The 18,207-nt window shown below is 64.7% G+C and carries 15 protein-coding genes; 11 read left to right on the forward strand and 4 right to left on the reverse strand.

Features of this window, described 5'->3' with window-relative positions; translation table 11 throughout:
- The first annotated feature begins 272 nt into the window (after positions 1-272).
- The 6 genes from UC32_RS15480 to UC32_RS15505 all read left to right on the forward strand — a co-directional run bounded on the left by UC32_RS15480 (position 273) and on the right by UC32_RS15505 (position 7,243).
- Positions 273-1,577 carry an ABC transporter substrate-binding protein gene (locus UC32_RS15480; protein ID WP_045732090.1) on the forward strand — a complete coding sequence of 435 codons (1,305 nt, stop codon included), beginning with the start codon at positions 273-275 and terminating at the stop codon, positions 1,575-1,577.
- A 30-nt stretch (positions 1,578-1,607) separates the two neighbouring features.
- The gene (locus UC32_RS15485) at positions 1,608-2,561 is read left to right on the forward strand and encodes a carbohydrate ABC transporter permease (RefSeq protein ID WP_045732091.1); all 954 of its coding nucleotides are present in this window, start codon (positions 1,608-1,610) and stop codon (positions 2,559-2,561) included.
- 9 nt (positions 2,562-2,570) lie between these two features.
- On the forward strand, positions 2,571-3,491 hold the full coding sequence (locus UC32_RS15490) for a carbohydrate ABC transporter permease (RefSeq protein WP_045732092.1): 921 nt from the start codon (positions 2,571-2,573) through the stop codon (positions 3,489-3,491).
- Positions 3,492-3,584: 93 nt separating this feature from the next.
- The gene (locus UC32_RS15495) at positions 3,585-5,645 is read left to right on the forward strand and encodes a pectinesterase family protein (protein ID WP_045732093.1); all 2,061 of its coding nucleotides are present in this window, start codon (positions 3,585-3,587) and stop codon (positions 5,643-5,645) included.
- A gap of 36 nt (positions 5,646-5,681) precedes the next feature.
- Positions 5,682-6,968: a pectate lyase family protein gene (locus UC32_RS15500; protein WP_052690602.1), complete on the forward strand. Its 1,287-nt coding sequence runs from the start codon at positions 5,682-5,684 to the stop codon at positions 6,966-6,968.
- A gap of 62 nt (positions 6,969-7,030) precedes the next feature.
- Positions 7,031-7,243 carry a dodecin gene (locus UC32_RS15505; protein ID WP_015935720.1) on the forward strand — a complete coding sequence of 71 codons (213 nt, stop codon included), beginning with the start codon at positions 7,031-7,033 and terminating at the stop codon, positions 7,241-7,243.
- Positions 7,244-7,333: 90 nt separating this feature from the next.
- On the opposite strand, the gene UC32_RS15510 is transcribed toward UC32_RS15505, so the two are convergent.
- Together UC32_RS15510 and UC32_RS15515 are read right to left on the reverse strand one after the other, a co-directional pair.
- Positions 7,334-7,543, reverse strand: a complete 210-nt coding sequence (locus UC32_RS15510) for a hypothetical protein (protein WP_045732094.1) — start codon at positions 7,541-7,543, stop codon at positions 7,334-7,336.
- A 116-nt stretch (positions 7,544-7,659) separates the two neighbouring features.
- A complete protein-coding gene (locus UC32_RS15515; protein ID WP_045732095.1) occupies positions 7,660-8,559 on the reverse strand; it encodes a helix-turn-helix transcriptional regulator in 900 nt (299 codons plus the stop codon).
- 201 nt (positions 8,560-8,760) lie between these two features.
- Between UC32_RS15515 and UC32_RS15520 the strand changes: the two genes are divergently transcribed.
- The 3 genes from UC32_RS15520 to UC32_RS15530 are packed head-to-tail and all read left to right on the forward strand — an operon-like array spanning position 8,761 to position 11,613.
- A complete protein-coding gene (locus UC32_RS15520; RefSeq protein ID WP_045732096.1) occupies positions 8,761-9,582 on the forward strand; it encodes an aldo/keto reductase in 822 nt (273 codons plus the stop codon).
- A 13-nt stretch (positions 9,583-9,595) separates the two neighbouring features.
- Entirely contained in the window at positions 9,596-10,567 is a 972-nt protein-coding gene (locus UC32_RS15525; RefSeq protein ID WP_045732097.1) for an aldo/keto reductase, read from the forward strand.
- Positions 10,564-11,613, forward strand: coding sequence for an SDR family oxidoreductase (locus UC32_RS15530; protein WP_412178027.1), 1,050 nt, complete (start codon positions 10,564-10,566; stop codon positions 11,611-11,613). The genes UC32_RS15525 and UC32_RS15530 overlap by 4 nt, the downstream gene beginning before the upstream one ends.
- Before the next feature lie 122 nt (positions 11,614-11,735).
- Here UC32_RS15530 and UC32_RS15535 read toward each other — a convergent pair whose 3' ends face one another.
- Both UC32_RS15535 and UC32_RS15540 read right to left on the reverse strand, forming a co-directional pair.
- The gene (locus UC32_RS15535) at positions 11,736-13,427 is read right to left on the reverse strand and encodes a glycoside hydrolase family 53 protein (protein WP_235423685.1); all 1,692 of its coding nucleotides are present in this window, start codon (positions 13,425-13,427) and stop codon (positions 11,736-11,738) included.
- A 130-nt stretch (positions 13,428-13,557) separates the two neighbouring features.
- Positions 13,558-15,603: a beta-galactosidase gene (locus tag UC32_RS15540; protein ID WP_045732100.1), complete on the reverse strand. Its 2,046-nt coding sequence runs from the start codon at positions 15,601-15,603 to the stop codon at positions 13,558-13,560.
- Positions 15,604-15,827: 224 nt separating this feature from the next.
- Here UC32_RS15540 and UC32_RS15545 point away from each other — a divergent pair, with 224 nt between their 5' ends.
- Positions 15,828-17,150 carry an ABC transporter substrate-binding protein gene (locus tag UC32_RS15545; protein ID WP_045732101.1) on the forward strand — a complete coding sequence of 441 codons (1,323 nt, stop codon included), beginning with the start codon at positions 15,828-15,830 and terminating at the stop codon, positions 17,148-17,150.
- Between the two features lie 74 nt (positions 17,151-17,224).
- Positions 17,225-18,205, forward strand: coding sequence for a carbohydrate ABC transporter permease (locus UC32_RS15550; RefSeq protein ID WP_082072166.1), 981 nt, complete (start codon positions 17,225-17,227; stop codon positions 18,203-18,205).
- The last annotated feature ends 2 nt before the right edge of the window (positions 18,206-18,207 follow it).

Genomic DNA, 18,207 nt, shown 5'->3' on the forward strand with positions numbered 1-18,207 from the left:
TGGCGATGGAGAACAGCATAGGCAAGCAGAAAAGAATCGGCAATAGTTCCAGAAACTTTCTGCTTCCAGATAAGCATCGGTTTTGAAAAAGGTGTTGACAGTCACAACTGCTGCTTGCTAGAAATCGTTTACTCACTTCTTTCGTATCCCTGCTCGGGGCCTGTTCCTAGCTCACGGGCAGCGAAGGTCGTTTGCAGAGGCATCAGAAAGTTTCTGGAAAATACATCAGGCTAACGCTCCTACCGGGGGCAGCCACAGAGAGGCGTCATTCAATGAAGAGGACAGCAACCACCGGGTTCTCCCGCAGGATCTTCCTGGGAGCGGCAGTCACGGCAGCGGGCCTCGGCCTGAGCGGCTGCGCTGGAGGTGGCTCCCCGGCAGCAGGCGGCAACGTTGAACTCAACTTCGTCTACTGGGGCGATTCCAACCGGGCCAAGATGACTGACGCGGCCATCAAGGTCTTTGAAGAGAAGAATCCCGGCATCACCGTCAAGAGTGAGTACCAGGACAGCGGCCCCTACGCGGACAAGCTGGCCACACGGTTCGCCGGCGGCAATCCCCCGGACGTCCTGGCCATGGCCAACCGCAGCCTCCTCGAATACGCGCAGCGAGGCACCCTTGCGGACCTCAAGGGGCTTCCGGAACTCAACCTGGAGAAGATCCCGGAAACGGTCCTGAGCCGCGGCGAAGTGGACGGCAAGCTGTACGGGCTGGCCACCGGTGTCACCACCATCGGCATGGTGGTGAACAAGACCATCACGGACCAGGCCGGCGTCACCATCCCTGACGACAAGACCTGGAGCTGGGAGGACTACGCGAAGTTCGCCACCGAGGTGACGCAGAAGACCGGCGGAAAGGTCTACGGCGCAGGTTACGACGTATCGACAGAAACCGGCCCCATCCTGCTTGCCCGGCAGCGCGGCGAGGACTTCTACACCGAGGACAACAAGCTCGGCGTCAGCGAGGACACCATCCGCGAGTGGTTCCAGTACAGCGTTGACCTGCGCAACGCAGGAGGGTACCCGCCCGCGGGATTCTTCGAGCAGATCGGCGGCTCTCCGGCACAGTCCTACCTGGCCAAGGGCACGGTAGCTTCCCAGATCATTCCCATCAACAACTTCCGAGGCTATAACGAGGCTGTCCAAGGCGACGTGGTACTACTGCGCATGCCAGGTGAAACCACTGAGAAGCGTCGCGGCTACTCAGCCGACCCCACCATGCTCTGGTCCATCGCCGCGAAGTCCAAGCACCCCAAGGAAGCCGCCAAGCTCCTTGACTTCCTGACCAACGACGCCGACGGCGCAGCCGAAACGCTGACCCAACGCGGTGTGCCGATCAACCCCGATGTGGCGGAATCCATCACATCCAAGCTCAGCACTGACGACACCACCTTCGTCAACATGATGGCCGCCATCCAGGAAGACGACCTTCCGCCGGCCTACGTCTACCCCAAGGGCGCCAGCGTGGTGGCTGACACGCTCAAGCAGCTGGCCACCGAGGTGGAGTTCGGCAGGATCACCCCGGCTGACGCCGCCAAGACGTTCCTTGAGAAGAGCAATGCAGCCATCAACAAGTAAGGCTTTTCGAGTGCAGAGAGGAACTGACGCATGTCAGTACTGACCAAGCAGGCCCCCGGCGCGGCGGCCTCGCTTGCGGCAGGACCTCCGGGCCGCCGGACGCGGGGCACCGCGCGGCGGAGGAACCAGCGATCGGGATACCTGTTCCTGCTGCCATGGTTCCTGGGCATGCTATTCACCATCATTCCGTTCTTCGCCTCCCTGTACCTGGCGTTTACGGACTACAACCTGTTCACCGAACCCAACTTCGTGGGACTGGCGAACTTCCAGGCGATGACCGAGGACCCCCGGCTGTGGCAGTCGCTGAAGGTCACGTTCATCTACACGTTCGTTTCAGTGCCCATTTCGCTGGCCGTCGCATTGCTGATCGCCTTGGTACTCAACCGGGGGCTCCAGGGCCTGGCAATCTACCGGTCCGTGTACTACCTGCCCTCCTTGCTGGGCGGCAGCGTGGCCATCGTGATGCTGTGGCGCTACATCTTCGGCAACGACGGAATCGTCAACAGCTTCCTGGGACTGTTCGGCATCGCCGGCCCGGCGTGGGTCACGGATCCGGACTTTTCGTTGAGCACACTGATCGTCCTCAACGTCTGGACGTTCGGCTCACCCATGGTGATCTTCCTGGCCGGCCTGCGGCAGGTTCCCACCATGTATTACGAGGCTGCTTCCATTGACGGTGCGTCCCGGTGGCGGCAATTCCGCAGCATCACCATCCCGTTGATCAGCCCCATCATCTTCTTCAACCTCATCATGCAGCTCATCGGCTCCTTCCAGACCTTTACCCAGGGCTACGTCATGAGCGGCGGCACCGGCGGCCCGGCCGATTCAACGCTGTTCTACAACCTCTACCTGTACCAAAAGGGCTTCACCGAATTCGAGATGGGGTACGCCTCGGCGATGGCCTGGCTGCTGCTGATGATCATTGCGATCTTCACCGCCATTAACTTCATCGCATCCAAGTTCTGGGTCTTCTACGACAATTAAGGCAACCCCATGGCACTCCTCGAATCACCTCCCACATCAGCCACCAAACCCGGGAAGCCGGCCAAGCAGCCCAAGCAGGCGGATCCGGAAGACGCCCTCACCGGAACCCGGGGCACCCGGTTTTCCCGGCACCTGATCCTCTGCCTGGTGGGGCTGGTGATGATGTACCCACTGCTGTGGCTGATCTCCAGCTCCTTCAAGCCCAGCAATGACATCTTCCGGCAGTTGGGGCTCTGGCCGGACAACTGGGATTTCAGCAACTACGCCGAAGGCTGGACCGCGCTCAACCAGCCCTTCCACGTCTACCTGATCAACTCGATGATCGTGGTGGTCTTCTCCATCATCGGCAACATCTTCTCCTGTGCCCTGGCCGCCTACGCCTTTGCCCGCATGGAGTTCACGGGCCGCAAGCTGTTCTTCGCCCTGATGCTGGGCACGCTGATGCTCCCGGGGCACGTGCTCCTGGTGCCGCAGTACATCATCTTCTCCCAGCTCGGCTGGCTGGACACCTACCTGCCGCTGATCGTCCCCAACTTCATGGCCACCAACGCGTTCTTCATTTTCCTTATGGTGCAGTTCATGAAGGCCCTGCCCAAGGAACTGGACGACGCCGCGCAGATCGATGGCTGCGGACCGTTCCGCACGTTCCTCCGGGTCATCCTGCCGCTCTGCGTTCCCGCCATGGCCACCACCGCCATCTTCACCTTCATTTCAACGTGGAACGAGTTCTTCGGCCCCCTGCTCTACATCCAGAACCAGGACCTCTATACCGTCCCGCTGGCGCTCCGGGCCTTCATGGACTCTGAGGGCCAGAGCATGTGGGGACCCATGTTCGCCATGTCGGTGGTGTCCATCGCACCCATCATCGGCTTCTTCATTGCCGGCCAGAAGTACCTGATCAACGGCATTGCCACCACAGGCCTGAAGTAGCTCACGTCTCTCCACGCATCACCCACTCACCAACACACAATGCACGGTGCCCGGGCTGGAGGCTGCCCGGGTGCCGGAACAAAGGAGTTTTGCATGAGTTTGCGTCGGTTCTTAGGTGCGGCTACCGCCGTCGTCCTTCTGTCCACCCTGGCCAGCGCCCCGGCGACGGCCGCACCGCCGCTGCAGGGTACCGCTGCCGCGGCCTCGCCGGTCCAGGCACCCTCAGTCCAGGCACCTTCAGTCCTGGCACCCGCCGTCGTTGCCCCTTCTTCACTGTCCGAAAGCAACGGGCCGCTGTGGAAACAGACGCCCGACGGTTTCGCTGCACTGCCCGGAAACGGGCTGGCGGGCACCACCGGCGGGCAGGCGGGGCGGATTGTCACGGCCTCCACCATCGCCCAGCTCCAGGAGTATGCCTCGGCTGCGGAGCCTCTGGTGATTTTCATCAACGGCTCCCTCACGGCTGATCAGTACGTCAAGATTCCGGTGGCGCCCAACAAGAGCTTCATCGGCACTGGGGCGGGCGCCGAGGTGGTCAACGCCGGCTTCAAGCTGATCAACGTGTCCAACGTGATCTTCCGGAACTTCACGGTCCGGGATTCGTACATTCCGGGTGACTGGGACGGCAAGCGGCCGGACAACGACCGTGACGGCATCCAGCTCGATACCAGCCACCACGTCTGGGTGGACCACATGAAGTTCGAGCGGATGGGCGACGGCCTGATTGATACCCGCAAGGACTCGGACTACCTGACCTATTCATGGAACGTTTTCGCGGACAACAACAAGGCCCTGGGTGTGGGGTGGACCGACAACGCTGTCACGAAGATGACCATCCACCACAACTGGATCCGAAACACCACCCAGCGGAACTTCAGCCTGGACAACACCGCTGCCGCGCACGTCTACAACAACTACCTCCAGGACGTGGGCCAGTACGGCATGATGGGCCGCAACAACGCCAAAGTGGTGCTGGAAGGAAACTACTTCACTGCCGTCCAGGACCCGATTGTGGCCAAAGACCCCGCCACCCAGCTGGTAAACCGGGATAACGTCTTCGACTCCACCCGCGGGCGCAAGGACAACGTGGGGGCCGCCTTCGACCCCGCCGCTTACTACTCCTATACCAAGGACAACGCCGCGGCGGTCCCGGGCATTGTCAGTGCCGGCGCCGGTCCCCGCGAAAACAATGCACCGAACAAGGCCGCAAACATCACCGTGGCACTGGACGGGACGGGCGACTTCGGCAGCCTGCAGGCCGCAATCGGCTCTATCCCTGCGGGCAGCACCCAGCCACGGACCATTACCGTCAAGCCCGGCACCTACCGCGAAATGGTGAACGTCTGGGCGGACCGCCCCAACCTCACCATCCAGGGCGCTTCGGCCAACCCGGCCGACGTCGTCATCACCTACGACCTGCCCGCGAACGGTGCCAAGTTCTTCGGCGGAACCTGGGGAGCCGTGGGCAGCGCCACGCTGACGGTATCTGCCCCGGGCACCACCGTCCGGAACCTGACGGTCGAAAACAACTACGACGAGGCCGCCAACGGGCCAAGCCAGGCGCTGGCCGTGCGCAGCGTCGCAGACAAGGTGGTGTTTGACGGCACCCGCTTCCTCGGCAACCAGGACACCTACCTCGCCGACACGTCAGGCCGGGACGCCACCGCCAGGACCTACCTGAAGAACTGCTACATCGAAGGCGACGTGGACTTCCTCTACGGCCGCGGCACCGCTGTCTTTGACGGCTGCACCATCCATTCCCTGGACCGGGGAAGCGACACGAACAACGGCTACATTGTGGCCCCGAGCACCAAGAACTCCAACCCTTACGGCTTCCTGATCGTCAACAGCACGCTCACCTCGGATGCCGCACCCGGCACCGTCAGCCTGGGCCGCCCCTGGTTTGCCAGCAGCGACCCTGACGCGCTGCCCATGGCGGTCATCCGGGATTCGGTCCTGGGCAGCCACATCGCGGTCCAGGGCTGGGCGGATATGAGCGGCCACTCATGGACGGAGGGACGGTTCGCCGAGTACCGGAACACCGGCCCCGGCGCGTATGTGAACGAGTTCCACCCGCAACTGTCCGACGGTGACGCGGCCAAGTTGACCGTGGAAGCCTTCCTCGGCGGCTGGACCCCGGCAGGACGTGGTTGAGATGCCCGGCCACCATTATTTCGAGGAGGACCCCCGATGATGTCCTTGGCTGGATCCGTTGTACTGGCCACCGCGGTTGCCCTCGCCGGGCCACTTCCGTCAGCTGCACCATTCGGCGCCGAGCGTTCGCAAAACACCCCGGACCTGGGGCGGCAAGTCCTCGCCGCAGGCGACGGCTGGGCCTCCGCTGACGGCGGCACCACCGGAGGATCCAATGCCGTGCCCGCCAACGTCCACGAAGTTTCAACGAGGGACGAACTCGCCGCCGCGGTGGCGGGAAACGAGCCCAAGATCGTGTACGTGAAGCAGGGCTTCAACGCAAACACCGCCCCGGATGGCACCGCCATCACGTGCGGGGATTACGCAACCGGCGGCTACTCACTTGAGGCCTACCTCGCGGCTTTCGACCCGGCTCACTGGACCGGGTCGGCCTCGGGACCCCTCGAAGATGCCCGCAAGGCCTCCAGCGCGAAGCAGCGCGAGCGCGTCCGGGTCAATGTCGGCGCCAACACCACCATCGTGGGCGTCGGCGACGTCCAGCTCACGGGCTTCACGTTGAACATCGACAATGTGGATAACGTCATCGTCCGCAACCTCCATCTTTCCGACGCCTACGACTGCTTCCCGGGCTGGAACGGCGACACCTGGAAAACCGAGTGGGACAACCTGGTGGTCTCCGGCTCCTCCCATGTGTGGCTGGACCACCTGACCCTGGACGACGGCGAAACAGCCGACGCCGCGCAGCCACGCTATTTCGGTGAACTGTTCCTGCGGCATGACGGCCTCTTGGACGTCGTGCGGCAGTCAGACCTGGTCACCATTTCCTGGAGCCGGCTGGTGGGACACGACAAGTCCATGCTGTGGGGCAACGGAGACGGTGCCACGGCGGACCGCGGCAAGTTGCGGGTCACCCTCCACCACAACGAATTCGTGGACCTTGGACAGCGGGCGCCCCGGGTCAGGTTCGGGCAGGCGCACGTGTACAACAACGTGTACCGCGTGACGGATCCGGCGCAGTACCAGTACTCCTGGGGTGCGGGCGTGGAATCCAGCATCATCGCCCGGAACAACTCGTTTGAACTTGCGGACGGCGTCCCGGCAGCACAGATCATCCGAAGTTTCGGTGGCACGGGAATCGACGTGGCAGGCACCTGGGTCAACGGCCGGCAGGTCAACGTCCTGGACGCCTACAACACCGCCAACCCTGATGCTGCGCTGTCCCCTGCAGTCAGCGGCACCGCCGGGCCGCACCTGCGAATCGAGCCTGCTCCGGCAGCCCGGGAAAGGGTTGGCCGGGAAGCAGGGTCTGGCCAAGGCTCTTGAAGTCCTACTAGTCTTCAGGAACGGCCCGCAACCGGGAGCAACGATGATCACGAGGAGCGAAGTTGTCCAATCACACGTACAGCATTTCTGAAATTGTCGGCACCTCCACGGAGGGCGTAGACGACGCCGTGCGGAACGGTATCGCCAAGGCATCCCAGACCCTCCGCAACCTTGACTGGTTCGAAGTCAAGGAAGTCCGGGGCCATCTCGAAGACGGCAAGGTGGCGGACTGGCAGGTGACCATCAAGATCGGTTTCCGCCTCGAAGAACAGTAAGACGCATCCTCGAATAGTGAAGAAGGCCGTGACCCCCGGGGTCACGGCCTTCTTCATGCGGCACATCCCTCGTGCCGTTGCAGCGTGGGTCTAGTACGCCTCACCCAGCGAGCGTCGCCGCCATACTGTGGGAACGCCGTCGAACGCTGGAAAAACGTGGCCTTCGAAGAAGGACAGCACCGTATGGGGATCGTGGTCCGGGCTCCACAGTCCGGACACCGGGCAGTGCGAGCCGGTGGACGTCGAGGCGGTGCCGGCGGGAGCGGCCTGGCGTTCTTTCAGCAGCGCGATGCGTTTCATCGTTGAGACCATCCTTGGGGAGAAGTGTGTTCCCCAAGCCTACGAAACCCTACGGGCCGCCAAAATGGATCTCTGGCCAAACAATGCTTTCCTGTGTGGCCAAACGCACAAGGGTTTTAGTGCTCCGCGAGGCCCGATGGTGGAACCTCGGCCGCCCGCTCCTGTCCGGACGGTGCCTCACCCGCACCCAGGCTGCCCAGCAGGGCCAATGCGTCCGACGACGGCGAGCCCGGCTTCGCTGAATACACCCTCAGCATCTGGTCGGGGTCGTCCGGGAGGGCAAGGCTTTCGAAGTTCAGTTCAAGGTCCCCCACGGTGGGGTGATGCAGGCGCACGATGCCCGCAGACCGTCTGGCCACCCGGTGCCCGGCCCACCACTGCCGGAACTGTTCGCTGTTAACCGCCAGCTCCCCCACCAGCTGGTTGGCCTGCGGATCGTTCGGGTGGCGGCCCACATCGAGCCGCAGCGCCCCGGCAGCTTCGGCCGCCAGCGTCTTCCAGTCGCGGAAGAGCTCCCTGGCCGCCGGATCGAGGATAAGCCAGCGGGTGAGGTTGCGCTCCGCGGCGGGCAGCGAGGGGAAGTCGGTGAAGAGCAGGAACGCCATCCTGTTGCCGGCGAGGACGTCGTTGCGCCGCCCCAGCAGCAGCGCGGGCACGTCGCCCACAGCCTCGAGCAGCTGCCGCAGCCCCGGCCGCACTCCCTGGGCTGCCGGGCCCGGCGTTCGCGGGTTGGCGGCGCAGTTCTCCAGCAGGTCCATCATGTGCGCATGCTCGCTGCCGTCCAGCCGCAAAGCCCGCGACACTGCGTCAAGGACCGTCCGGGAAGGATGGATGTTGCGGCCCTGTTCGAGCCGGACGTAGTAGTCCGTGCTGACTCCCGCCAGGCGGGCCACTTCCTCGCGCCGCAGCCCCGGAACGCGGCGGGCACCCGTAGTGGGCCCGGCGCCAGCGTCCTCGGGTGTCAGGCGCGACCGCATGGCTTTGAGGAATTTTCCGAACTCGGCACTTTGACCCATGCTGACTATTCTGCCTGTCCGTCCCGCACTCCTCCTGCACCGAGGGTAGGACTGGCAGTCCTAGGAAAAACAGGATCACGGTTACCTGCTGACGTGGCGGCCAAAAGTGCATAGGCTCAATACTGAGCCGGCGGAAACCGCTTTCTCTCTCTGTCGAGCTAACGGCACCGATCCCAGCACCAGCATCATCCAAGGAGCACCATGTCAGAGCTGACACTGAACAACGGCGTCACCATTCCCCAGCTTGGCCTCGGCGTTTTCCAGGTCCCGCCGGAAGACACCCAGCGGATCGTCGAGGACGCGTTCGAGGCGGGTTACCGGCATATCGATACCGCCGCCGGATACCGCAACGAGGCAGGCGTCGGTGCCGCCATCGCTGCAACGGGAATCCCGCGCGAAGACATCTTCGTCACCACCAAGCTCCGGAATGGCGAGCAGGGTAAAGCCCAGGAAGCGTTCCAGAACAGCCGCAAGGCACTGGGACTGGACTTCGTGGACCTCTACCTCATCCACTGGCCGGTCCCGTCACAGGGACTTTTCGTCCAGGCCTGGAAGGAACTGGAGCGACTCTACGACAACAAGCAGATCCGGGCCATCGGCGTCTCCAACTTCCTCTCCGACCACTTGGACACGCTCCTGGAATCTTCCGAAATCGTCCCTGCCGTGAACCAGATCGAGCTGCACCCCAGCTACCAGCAGGCGGACCTTGCGGCCAAGTGCCGGAGCCTGGGCATCGAGGTGGAGGCCTACAGCCCGCTCGGCCAGGGCGGGGACCTGAACGGCAACGCCGTCACGGCCATCGCAGACGCCCATGGAGCCACCACGGCCCAGGTGGTGCTTGCCTGGCACCTCGCCTCAGGCAACATCGTGATCCCCAAAACCGTGAACCCTGAGCGCATGCGCGAAAACTTCGCAGCTGCCTCCCTCAAGCTTTCCGACGACGAACTGGCCAGCATCACAGCACTGGAGTCCGGCGCCCGCATTGGCTCCGATCCCGCCGTCGCCGCCTTCACCCAGATGTAGAAAGGACCTTCCTATGCAGTACACCCATCTTGGCCGCTCAGGCCTGCAGGTCTCCCGCCTTTGCCTCGGCACCATGAACTTCGGGCCGCAGACGGAGGAGGCCGACGCGCACAGCATCATGGACTCCGCGCGGGAGAACGGCATCAACTTCTTCGACACCGCCAACGTCTATGGTGGCGCCGGCCACCGCGGCTGGACCGAAGAAATCATCGGACGCTGGTTTGCCAAGGGCGGCGAGCGCCGGGAACACACAGTGCTGGCCACCAAGCTCTACGGCACCATGACGGACCGGCCCAACGAGTCCAAGCTCTCCGCGCTGAACATCCGCCGCGCACTGGATGCCAGCCTCAAGCGGCTGCAGACCGACTACATCGACGTCTACCAGTTCCACCACATCGACAGGAACACCCCGTGGGACGAGATCTGGCAGGCCATCGAGGTGGCAGTCCAGCAGGGCAAGATCCTGTACTCGGGCAGCAGCAACTTTGCCGGCTGGCACATCGCCCAGGCCCAGGAGGCAGCCCACCGCCGCAACTACACCGGCCTGGTCAGCGAGCAGTCCATCTACAACCTGTTCCGCCGCGAACTGGAGCTTGAGGTCATCCCCGCAGCGCAGCAGTACGGCCTGGGCCTTATCCCCTGGTCGCCGCTGCAGGGCGGGCTCCTGGGTGGCGTGCTGAAGAAGGAGCGCGACGGCGTCCGCCGCACCGAGGGGCGTGCCTTGGAAACCCTGAAGAAGCACGAGGACCAGATCCGCCAGTACGAGGACCTCGCCGACGACCTGGGGCACGAACCCGGGGACGTCGCACTGGCCTGGCTCCTGCACCAGCCCGCCGTTACGGCACCGATCGTTGGGCCCAGGACTCAGGAGCAACTGGACGCCGCCATCCGCGCACTGGATGTCACCCTCGATGAGGACGCGCTCAAGCGGCTGGATGATATCTTCCCGGGGCACAAGACCGCTCCGGAAGACTACGCGTGGTGACCCCGCCTCCAGGTGCCGGGGTGCCTGCCCAGGCAGCCGCCGGAACGGTGGCGCCAAGGAGCATCCTCTTCATTGGCGGCACCGGGGTCATCAGCGCGGCGGCGGCTGAGCACGCCGTCGCGCTGGGCCACCGGCTCACCATCCTGAACCGGGGCCGTTCCACCCGCCCGGTTCCGGATGGCGCGGAGGTCCTGAATGCGGATGTCCGCGACGCGGCGGCGGTCCGCGAGGTACTGGGTGGCAGGGAGTTCGACGCGGTTGCGGACTTCATCTCGTACACGCCGGACCAGGCGCAGGCCGGGCTTGAGCTCTTCCGCGGCCGGACCGGGCAGTACGTGTTCATCAGTTCCGCGTCGGCGTACCAGAAGCCGCCCACCCGGTTGCCCATCCTGGAATCCACGCCGTTGAAGAACCCGTTCTGGCAGTACTCCCGGGACAAGATCGCCTGCGAGGAGCTGCTGTTCCGCGCCTACCGGGACGAGGATTTCCCGCTCACCGTGGTGCGGCCCTCCCACACCTATGACCGGACCAAAATCGCCATGGTGGGCGGCTGGACGGACATCCACCGGATGCGCGCCGGCCTCCCTGTCATGGTCCACGGCGACGGGACCTCGCTGTGGACGCTGACCCACAGCAGGGACTTCGCCAAGGCCTTCGTGGGCCTGCTCGGCAGGCCGCAGGCGGTGGGTGAAAGCTACACGATCACCTCAGACGAGTACCTGCCGTGGAACCAGATCTACCGGCTGTTCGCCCGGGCCGCCGGGGTGGCTGAGCCGGAACTGGTGCATGTGGCCTCGGAAACCATCGCGGCCCACAGCCCGGAGCTCGGGCCCAACCTGCTGGGCGACAGGTCACATTCAGTGGTGTTCGACAACACCAAGATCAAGTCCCTGGTGCCGGACTACACCGCCACCATCCCGTTCGCCGACGGTGCCCGGGAAATCGTCCAGTGGTACGACGCCAACCCGGAGCTGCAGCACGTGGACCAGTCCTACATGGACCTCAGCGGCACCCTCACCAAGTGGGCCGCGGGCGGTGCGCACTAGCGTTACGCCAGAACAAACAGGGACGGACAGGAACAAGCAGGATTTAAAAGGACGCCGACGGCGGGAGGTGGGCTCCCGCCGTCGGCGTCCTTCTTCCTGCCGCGCCCCAGGGGGCGGACGGACTACTTCCGGTGCCAGGTGCCGGCGTCGTCCGCGGCGAACGCATCGAGCGCCGGCAGTGCGCGGCCGGCAAAGTCGAAGACAGCCTGGTTTTCCCAGGCATTGCCCGATGAGGGGTCGGCCGGATCCCAGCCGTTGCCGGGTACCGATGTCCAGGCGGGCTCCCAGTAGACGGCGCCGATGCCACGTCCGCCCGGAGCGGATGCCACCACGTCCTGCACCGCCCGGAAATTGGCGGCCTGGCCGGCCGGAGTCGCCGGGTAGCCCTTGACGAGCTGGGACCCGTTGGCGATCACGTTCTCCCACGGGGCGTTGGGGTTGTCCTCAAGGGTGAACGGGTACGAAGTTTCCACCACGAGCACATCCTTGCCGTACCGCTGGGACAGGGTGGTCACGGCGTTCTGCAGGTCCGCCAGGGTGCCGTGCCAGTACCCGTAGTAGGACAGGCCGACGATGTCCATGGGCACGCCGCGCCTGGTGGCTTCATCAAACCACCAGGTCAGTCCGCCTATGCCGTTGTTGATGTTGGTCAGGTGGAGCACCGTTCTGGTGTCCGGGCTGATCTCCTTGACGGCACGGGTACCGGCTTTGAGGAAGGCGGCGAGGTTGTCCCACTGGGCGCCGTCCACGCCGTCCGCAGGGTCAACGTCCCAGGTCTGGCCCAGCGGCCAGAGCATGCCTGGGTTGATTTCGTTGCCCACCTGCGCGGCGTACGGCGTGATGCCGGCGGCCTTCAGGGCAGCCATGACGTCTTTGGTGTGTGCGTACACGGCGTCGGCCATGACTGCCGCGGACATGCCCTTCCAGGCGGCGGGAACGCCCTGCGCCCCGGGGTCGGTCCAGCGGTCGGAGTAGTGGAAGTCCACCAGCACTTTCATGCCCTGGGCCTGTGCCCGTTTGGCCATGTCCACCACCTGCTGCCGGGTGTTGTAACCATCGGCCGGATTGACCCAGACCTTCAGGCGGACAAGGTTGGCGCCGGCATCGGCAAAAGCCTCTACCGGGTCTACCCGGGTACCGTCCGCCGTAGCGTACACGGCCCCGTGGTCCTCGTTCTTGGGCACTCCGGAGAGGTCGGCGCCGCGGAAGGTCCGCTCCACCCTGCCTTCGGCGAAGGTCACGTTGTCCATGCTGGCCCAGGCCCCGGTGCCCGCGGTTGTGAGGGAGATGGTGCATTTGCCCGCCACGTTGGCGCTGACGGCGAGGGTCAGCCACTGGTCATCGGTTTCCGTGGAGGGCAGGACGGCGGAACCGTCGCTGCCGCATCCGGAGAGGACCAGGCGCGAGGAATCCACCGGACCGCCGGACTTGATCGAGGCGCGGAAGGTCCACCACCCCTTTTTCAGGCCCGTGACGGTCTGCGAGGTGGTCACCGTGCTGTCCGAGGCCAGATAGTGGGTGAGTCGGTGCGCCGAGTCGGCTCCCCCGGACTCCACCGTGGCCGCGCCGGCCGGCCCGGCAACCGACCAGCCCGCAGTCCCGTCTTCGAAGCCCGGGTTGGCTACGGACGCCGGTCCAACGCCAGGCGGCCTGCCCGGGGCGGCCGCGGCAGGACCGGCAGCCAGCAACGTTCCTGCCAACGCCAGGGCGGTGACGGCGGCCAGGGCCCGGACGGAGGGCAACGCCCGGCCGGACGGTTGTAAGCGGCCGGTAAGTCTTTCGCTGGCAGTGCGCGTCGTGCGGGGATTTATCACTGGGGCGTCCTCCTTGACGTGAAACTTTGGCGTTGATCGTTGGCGTTGAGCCGTGACTTGCGACTTTGCGTGGAACCTTGGTGTGGAAACCGGCCGGGGCCATGGCGGCCCCGGCCGGCGGTCTTTGGGGCTAGCTGGATCCTTCGGGGGTGCAAATGACCCGCACGGTTCCGGCGGGAATGGCGGCGAGGCCGTCCACCCTTTCACCGGAGACCATGTCCAGTCCGGAGACCGCGAATGACGAGTCAGCCTCGGTGTGGTTGATCAGGAACGTGAAGCGGTCTGCGCCGTTGCTGCGCACGGACACCTCCAGGCCGGACGGGTGTCCGTCTCCTGTGGCCAGCCCCGCGTGGGCCAACGCTTCCGTCACGATGGCGGCCAGGCCGCCGTCGTCCAGGTCCGTGGAGACGTACCAGGCCGTGCCGCTGCCGAAGGCGTTGCGGGTAATGGCCGGTCCCGGAGCCGCCGGACCGTCCTGGTAGCGGGCCACAACATCGGCGGTGGTGGGGTGGATTTCTTCGGACCAGATGGTGCCGGTCCCACGCCCGGTGCTTAGCTGGACAGCCTGGTGTTCGCGCAGGGGCAGGAATTCGTGGATTTCCAACCCCAGCAGGTCACGCAGCGGACCGGGCGAAGCTCCCGGGGGAACGGTGTCCGTGGCGTCCACAATGCCCGAGAAATAGGACACCATGAGGTGCCCGCCGCCCCGGACGTAGTTGCGCAGGTTGGCGGCTGCAGGTTCGCCCACGAGGTACAGGGCGGGGGCGAGCACCAGGTCGTAGCCGGACAGATCCGATTCCGGATGGGCGAAGTCCACGGCAACGCCACGGTTCCACAACACCGAGTAGTAGGCCTCGATCCGCTCGCGGTGGGTCAGCTCGTTGCTGGGCCGCCATTCCAGGTCCTGGGCCCAGAAGGATTCGACGTCCCACAGGATGGCCACCTTGGCAGTGACGGTGGAACCCTTCACGGCCGTGAGTTTCTTCAGGTCGTCGCCCAGGTCCAGGACTTCCCGCCAGATCCGGGTGCCCGTGCCGGCGTGCGGAAGCATGGCCGAGTGGAACTTTTCCGCCCCGAATCTGGAGGCGCGGAACTGGAAGAACATCACGGCATCGGCACCGCGGGCAACATGTGCCAGGCTGTTGCGGGCCAGCTCCCCCGGACGCTTGGCGATGTTGCGGCCCTGCCAGTTCACGGCGCTGGTGGAGTGCTCCATCAGCATCCACGGCTTGTTCCCGGCCAGCGAGCGGGTGAGGTCCGCATCCATAGACAGGAGGATGTGGTTGTCCGTCCGCTGCGCCACGAGGTAGTGGTCATTGGCCACGATGTCCACCTCCCGGCTCCAGGCCCAGTAGTCCGGGGACAGGCAGTTGGTGGCCATGAAGTTGGTGGTCACCGGGGCGTTGGGGGCGTAGCGGCGGATCACGTCGCGTTCTGCGATGAAGCACTCCAGCATGGCGTTGGAGGTGAACCGGGCGAAGTCCAGCCGCTGGCCCTGGTTGCTGACGCTCGCGGAGGTCCGCGGGGCGTCGATCTCGTCCCAAGCGTTGTATTTCTGGCCCCAGAAAAGGGTTCCCCAGGCCGTATTCAGGGCATCAAGGCTGCCGTAGCGGGCCTGCAGCCAGGTCCGGAACGCCGCCACGGAGGCGTCGTCGTAGGACTCGCTGACGGGGGCGCCGTACTCGTTGTGGACATGCCAGAGGACGACGCCGGGGTGGGAACCGTAGCGCCGCGCCAACTGTTCGGTGATGTTCGCTGCAGCCCGGCGGTAGTCCGGGGAGCTGGGGGCGGCCATCCCCCGGGAGCCGTGCCCCAGGGCGAGTCCGTCCCGCGTCACGGGGCGGGCCTGAGGATACTTCTTCCAGAACCAGGCCGGCGGGGCGGCGGTGGGGGTGCCCAGGTCGATGCTGATGCCGGCATCGGTCAGCAGGTCAACAAGGTGGTCCAGCCACTCGAAGTCGTACTCCCCTTCCCGTGGTTCCAGCAGTACCCAGGAGAAGATCCCTACGCTGACCAAATTGATGCCGGCTTCGCGCATCAGGGCGATGTCCTCCACCCACACCTCGCGGGGCCACTGCTCCGGGTTGTAGTCCCCGCCGTAGCAAAGGCCCGCCGGGCGCTGGACCCACGGTGCCGGCGCGAGTCCGGGTGCTGGGGCCTGCAGGACGTCTGTCATCGGGTGATCTCCTTAGAACTGTGTGCGCTCCCAGTATTATCACAGCTCTTACTGGAGTGATACAGGCAATATTTTGTTGACATAGATCACAACTGTGTGAATTACTGGAACCGCTCACAGGATTTGGCTGACGTTGTCCGTTCGCCTCCACCGCAGCACAGCGGATCCCCCACCGGGTCCCCGCCAGCTCTTTCACAGCCAGCTTTTTCGACAAGGAGGACGGAATGCGCAGCTCATTTCGTGCAGGCGCAGCGGCAATGATGGCCGCAGCAGCCCTGCTTACCGCAGGATGTTCCACGGGTTCGGGCACCAGCACCGTGGAACAGAACACCGATCCCAACCAGAAGGTGGAACTCACCTACTGGGCCTGGGCCCCGAACCTGGACAAGGTGGTGGACATCTGGAATGAGAAGAACCCCAACATCCACGTCACGGTCAACAAGCAGGACGGCGGCGATCCCGCCATCACCAAACTGCTGACCGCCGTCAACGCCGGTTCCGGCGCGCCGGACCTGATCCAGGCGGAATACCAGAAGATCCCAACCCTGGTGGCAGCAGATGCGCTCGCGGACCTCTCCGGAACCGACGCCAAGGACACCAAGGAGGCGTTCCCCGAGGCCGTCTGGAACTCCGTCACCCTCGGCGGCGACGCTCTCTATGCGGTTCCGCAGGACACCGGGCCCATGGCCTTCTACTACCGCGCCGACATCTTCGAGCGCCTGGGCCTCGCAGTCCCCACAACCTGGGACGAATACGCTGCGGCGGCCAAGACCGTGCACGACGCTGACCCCGAGGCTTACCTGGGCACGTTCTCGTCCAACGACGCCGGCTGGTTTACCGGCCTGGCCCAGCAGGCCGGCGCGTCGTGGTGGGCTATCGACGGTGACGCCTGGAGCGTCAAGATCGCCGAGGACCCCACAGAGAAGGTGGCCGGCTACTGGGGAGGCCTGGTGGAGCAGGGCATCATCGACAACAAGCCCATGTACACCCCTGAATGGAACGCCGCCCTGAACAACGGCAAGCAGGTGGGCTGGCTCAGCGCCGCCTGGGCACCGGGCGTGCTGTCCGGCAATGCCGGCGCAACGGCCGGCAAGTGGAAGGTGGCCCCCATGCCGCAGTGGGATTCCGCCAAGCCCGCCACCGGCAACTGGGGCGGCTCCTCCACCGCAGTGACATCTCAGTCCAAGAACGTTGCCGCGGCTTCCAAGTTCGCTTCGTGGCTGAATACCGATCCGGAGGCCGTCAAGGCACTCGTGGACGTGGCCGGCATCTACCCGGCCGACACCGAAGGTGCCAAGACAGCCCTGACCAAGGCGCCGGAGTTCTTCAGCAACCAGCCCGACTTCTACGATGTGGTGGGCGAAGCTGCGCAGAGCGTTACATCGTTCAGCTACGGCCCCAACGTCAACGTTGCCTACAACGCTTACAACGACCAGTTCGCCAAGGCTGCCCAGGCCAAAACCAAGAGTGCGTTCCTGGACGCCGTAGCCGGCATGCAGCAGGTCACCGTTGACGACCTCAAGAAGACCGGATTCACGGTCAAGTAGTCCCGCCTGCCGGGAGGGTGCAGCGGCACCCTCCCGGTTTTGGCCCCAAACCACCCCACCCAAGGAAGTGCAACATGGCAGCGACAGCCACCGCGCCAACCCAGGCGGACAAGACCGCCATTGCCGGGCCTGGGAGTCCCCGGAAGGCCCGAAGCTTCAAGCAGCGGGCACTGACCCCGTATGCGATGCTGGCGCCGGGTATTGTCCTGTTCCTGGTGTTCATGGCGGCGCCGATCGCCTACACGCTGGTGTTGAGCTTCCAGCAGAAGAAGGTCAGCGGGCTGGGCCTCGGCAAAGGCGCACAAAGCACAGTGTTTGCCGGGTTCGACAACTACATCCGCTCCGTGACTGACCCCGAATTCACCGCCAGCGTCCTCCGTGTCCTGACTTATGGCGCCATCCTGATCCCGCTGATGCTCGGCTTCGCGCTGCTGTTCGCGCTCCTCCTGGACTCGCGGCGCACCCGCGCCGGAAACTTCTCACGCACGGCCATCTTCCTGCCCTACGCCGTGCCGGCCGTGATCAGCTCGCTACTCTGGGGCTTCCTGTACCTGCCCGGCGTCAGCCCCTTCCACTTCGTGGCGGACAGGCTGGGAATCGCCTTGCCGTCACTGCTGAACCCGGACCTGATCACCTTTGCCATCGCCAACATCGCCCTGTGGGGCGGCGTGGGCTTCAACATGATCGTCATGTACACCTCGCTCAAGGCCGTGCCCCAGGAAATCTATGAGGCCGCCAAACTCGACGGCGCCTCGGAGATCCAGACCGCACTCCGCATCAAGATCCCCATCATTGCCCCCTCCGTGGTGATGACAGCCCTGTTTTCCATGATCGCCACGCTGCAGGTCTTCGCCGAACCCACCACGCTCCGCCCGCTGGCCAACAGCCTCTCCACGAGCTGGTCCCCTCTGATGCTCGTCTACCGTGATGCTTTCACCCGCAATGACATCTACTCCGCGGCCGCAACCAGCATCATCATCGCCCTCGCCACCTTCGCCATTTCCTTCCTCTTCCTGCGCATTGTGCAGAAGCGGGCCTTCGGACAGGAGAACTGACC

The organism is Pseudarthrobacter chlorophenolicus, assembly GCF_000962805.1.
Taxonomy (GTDB): Bacteria; Actinomycetota; Actinomycetes; order Actinomycetales; family Micrococcaceae; genus Arthrobacter; species Arthrobacter chlorophenolicus_A.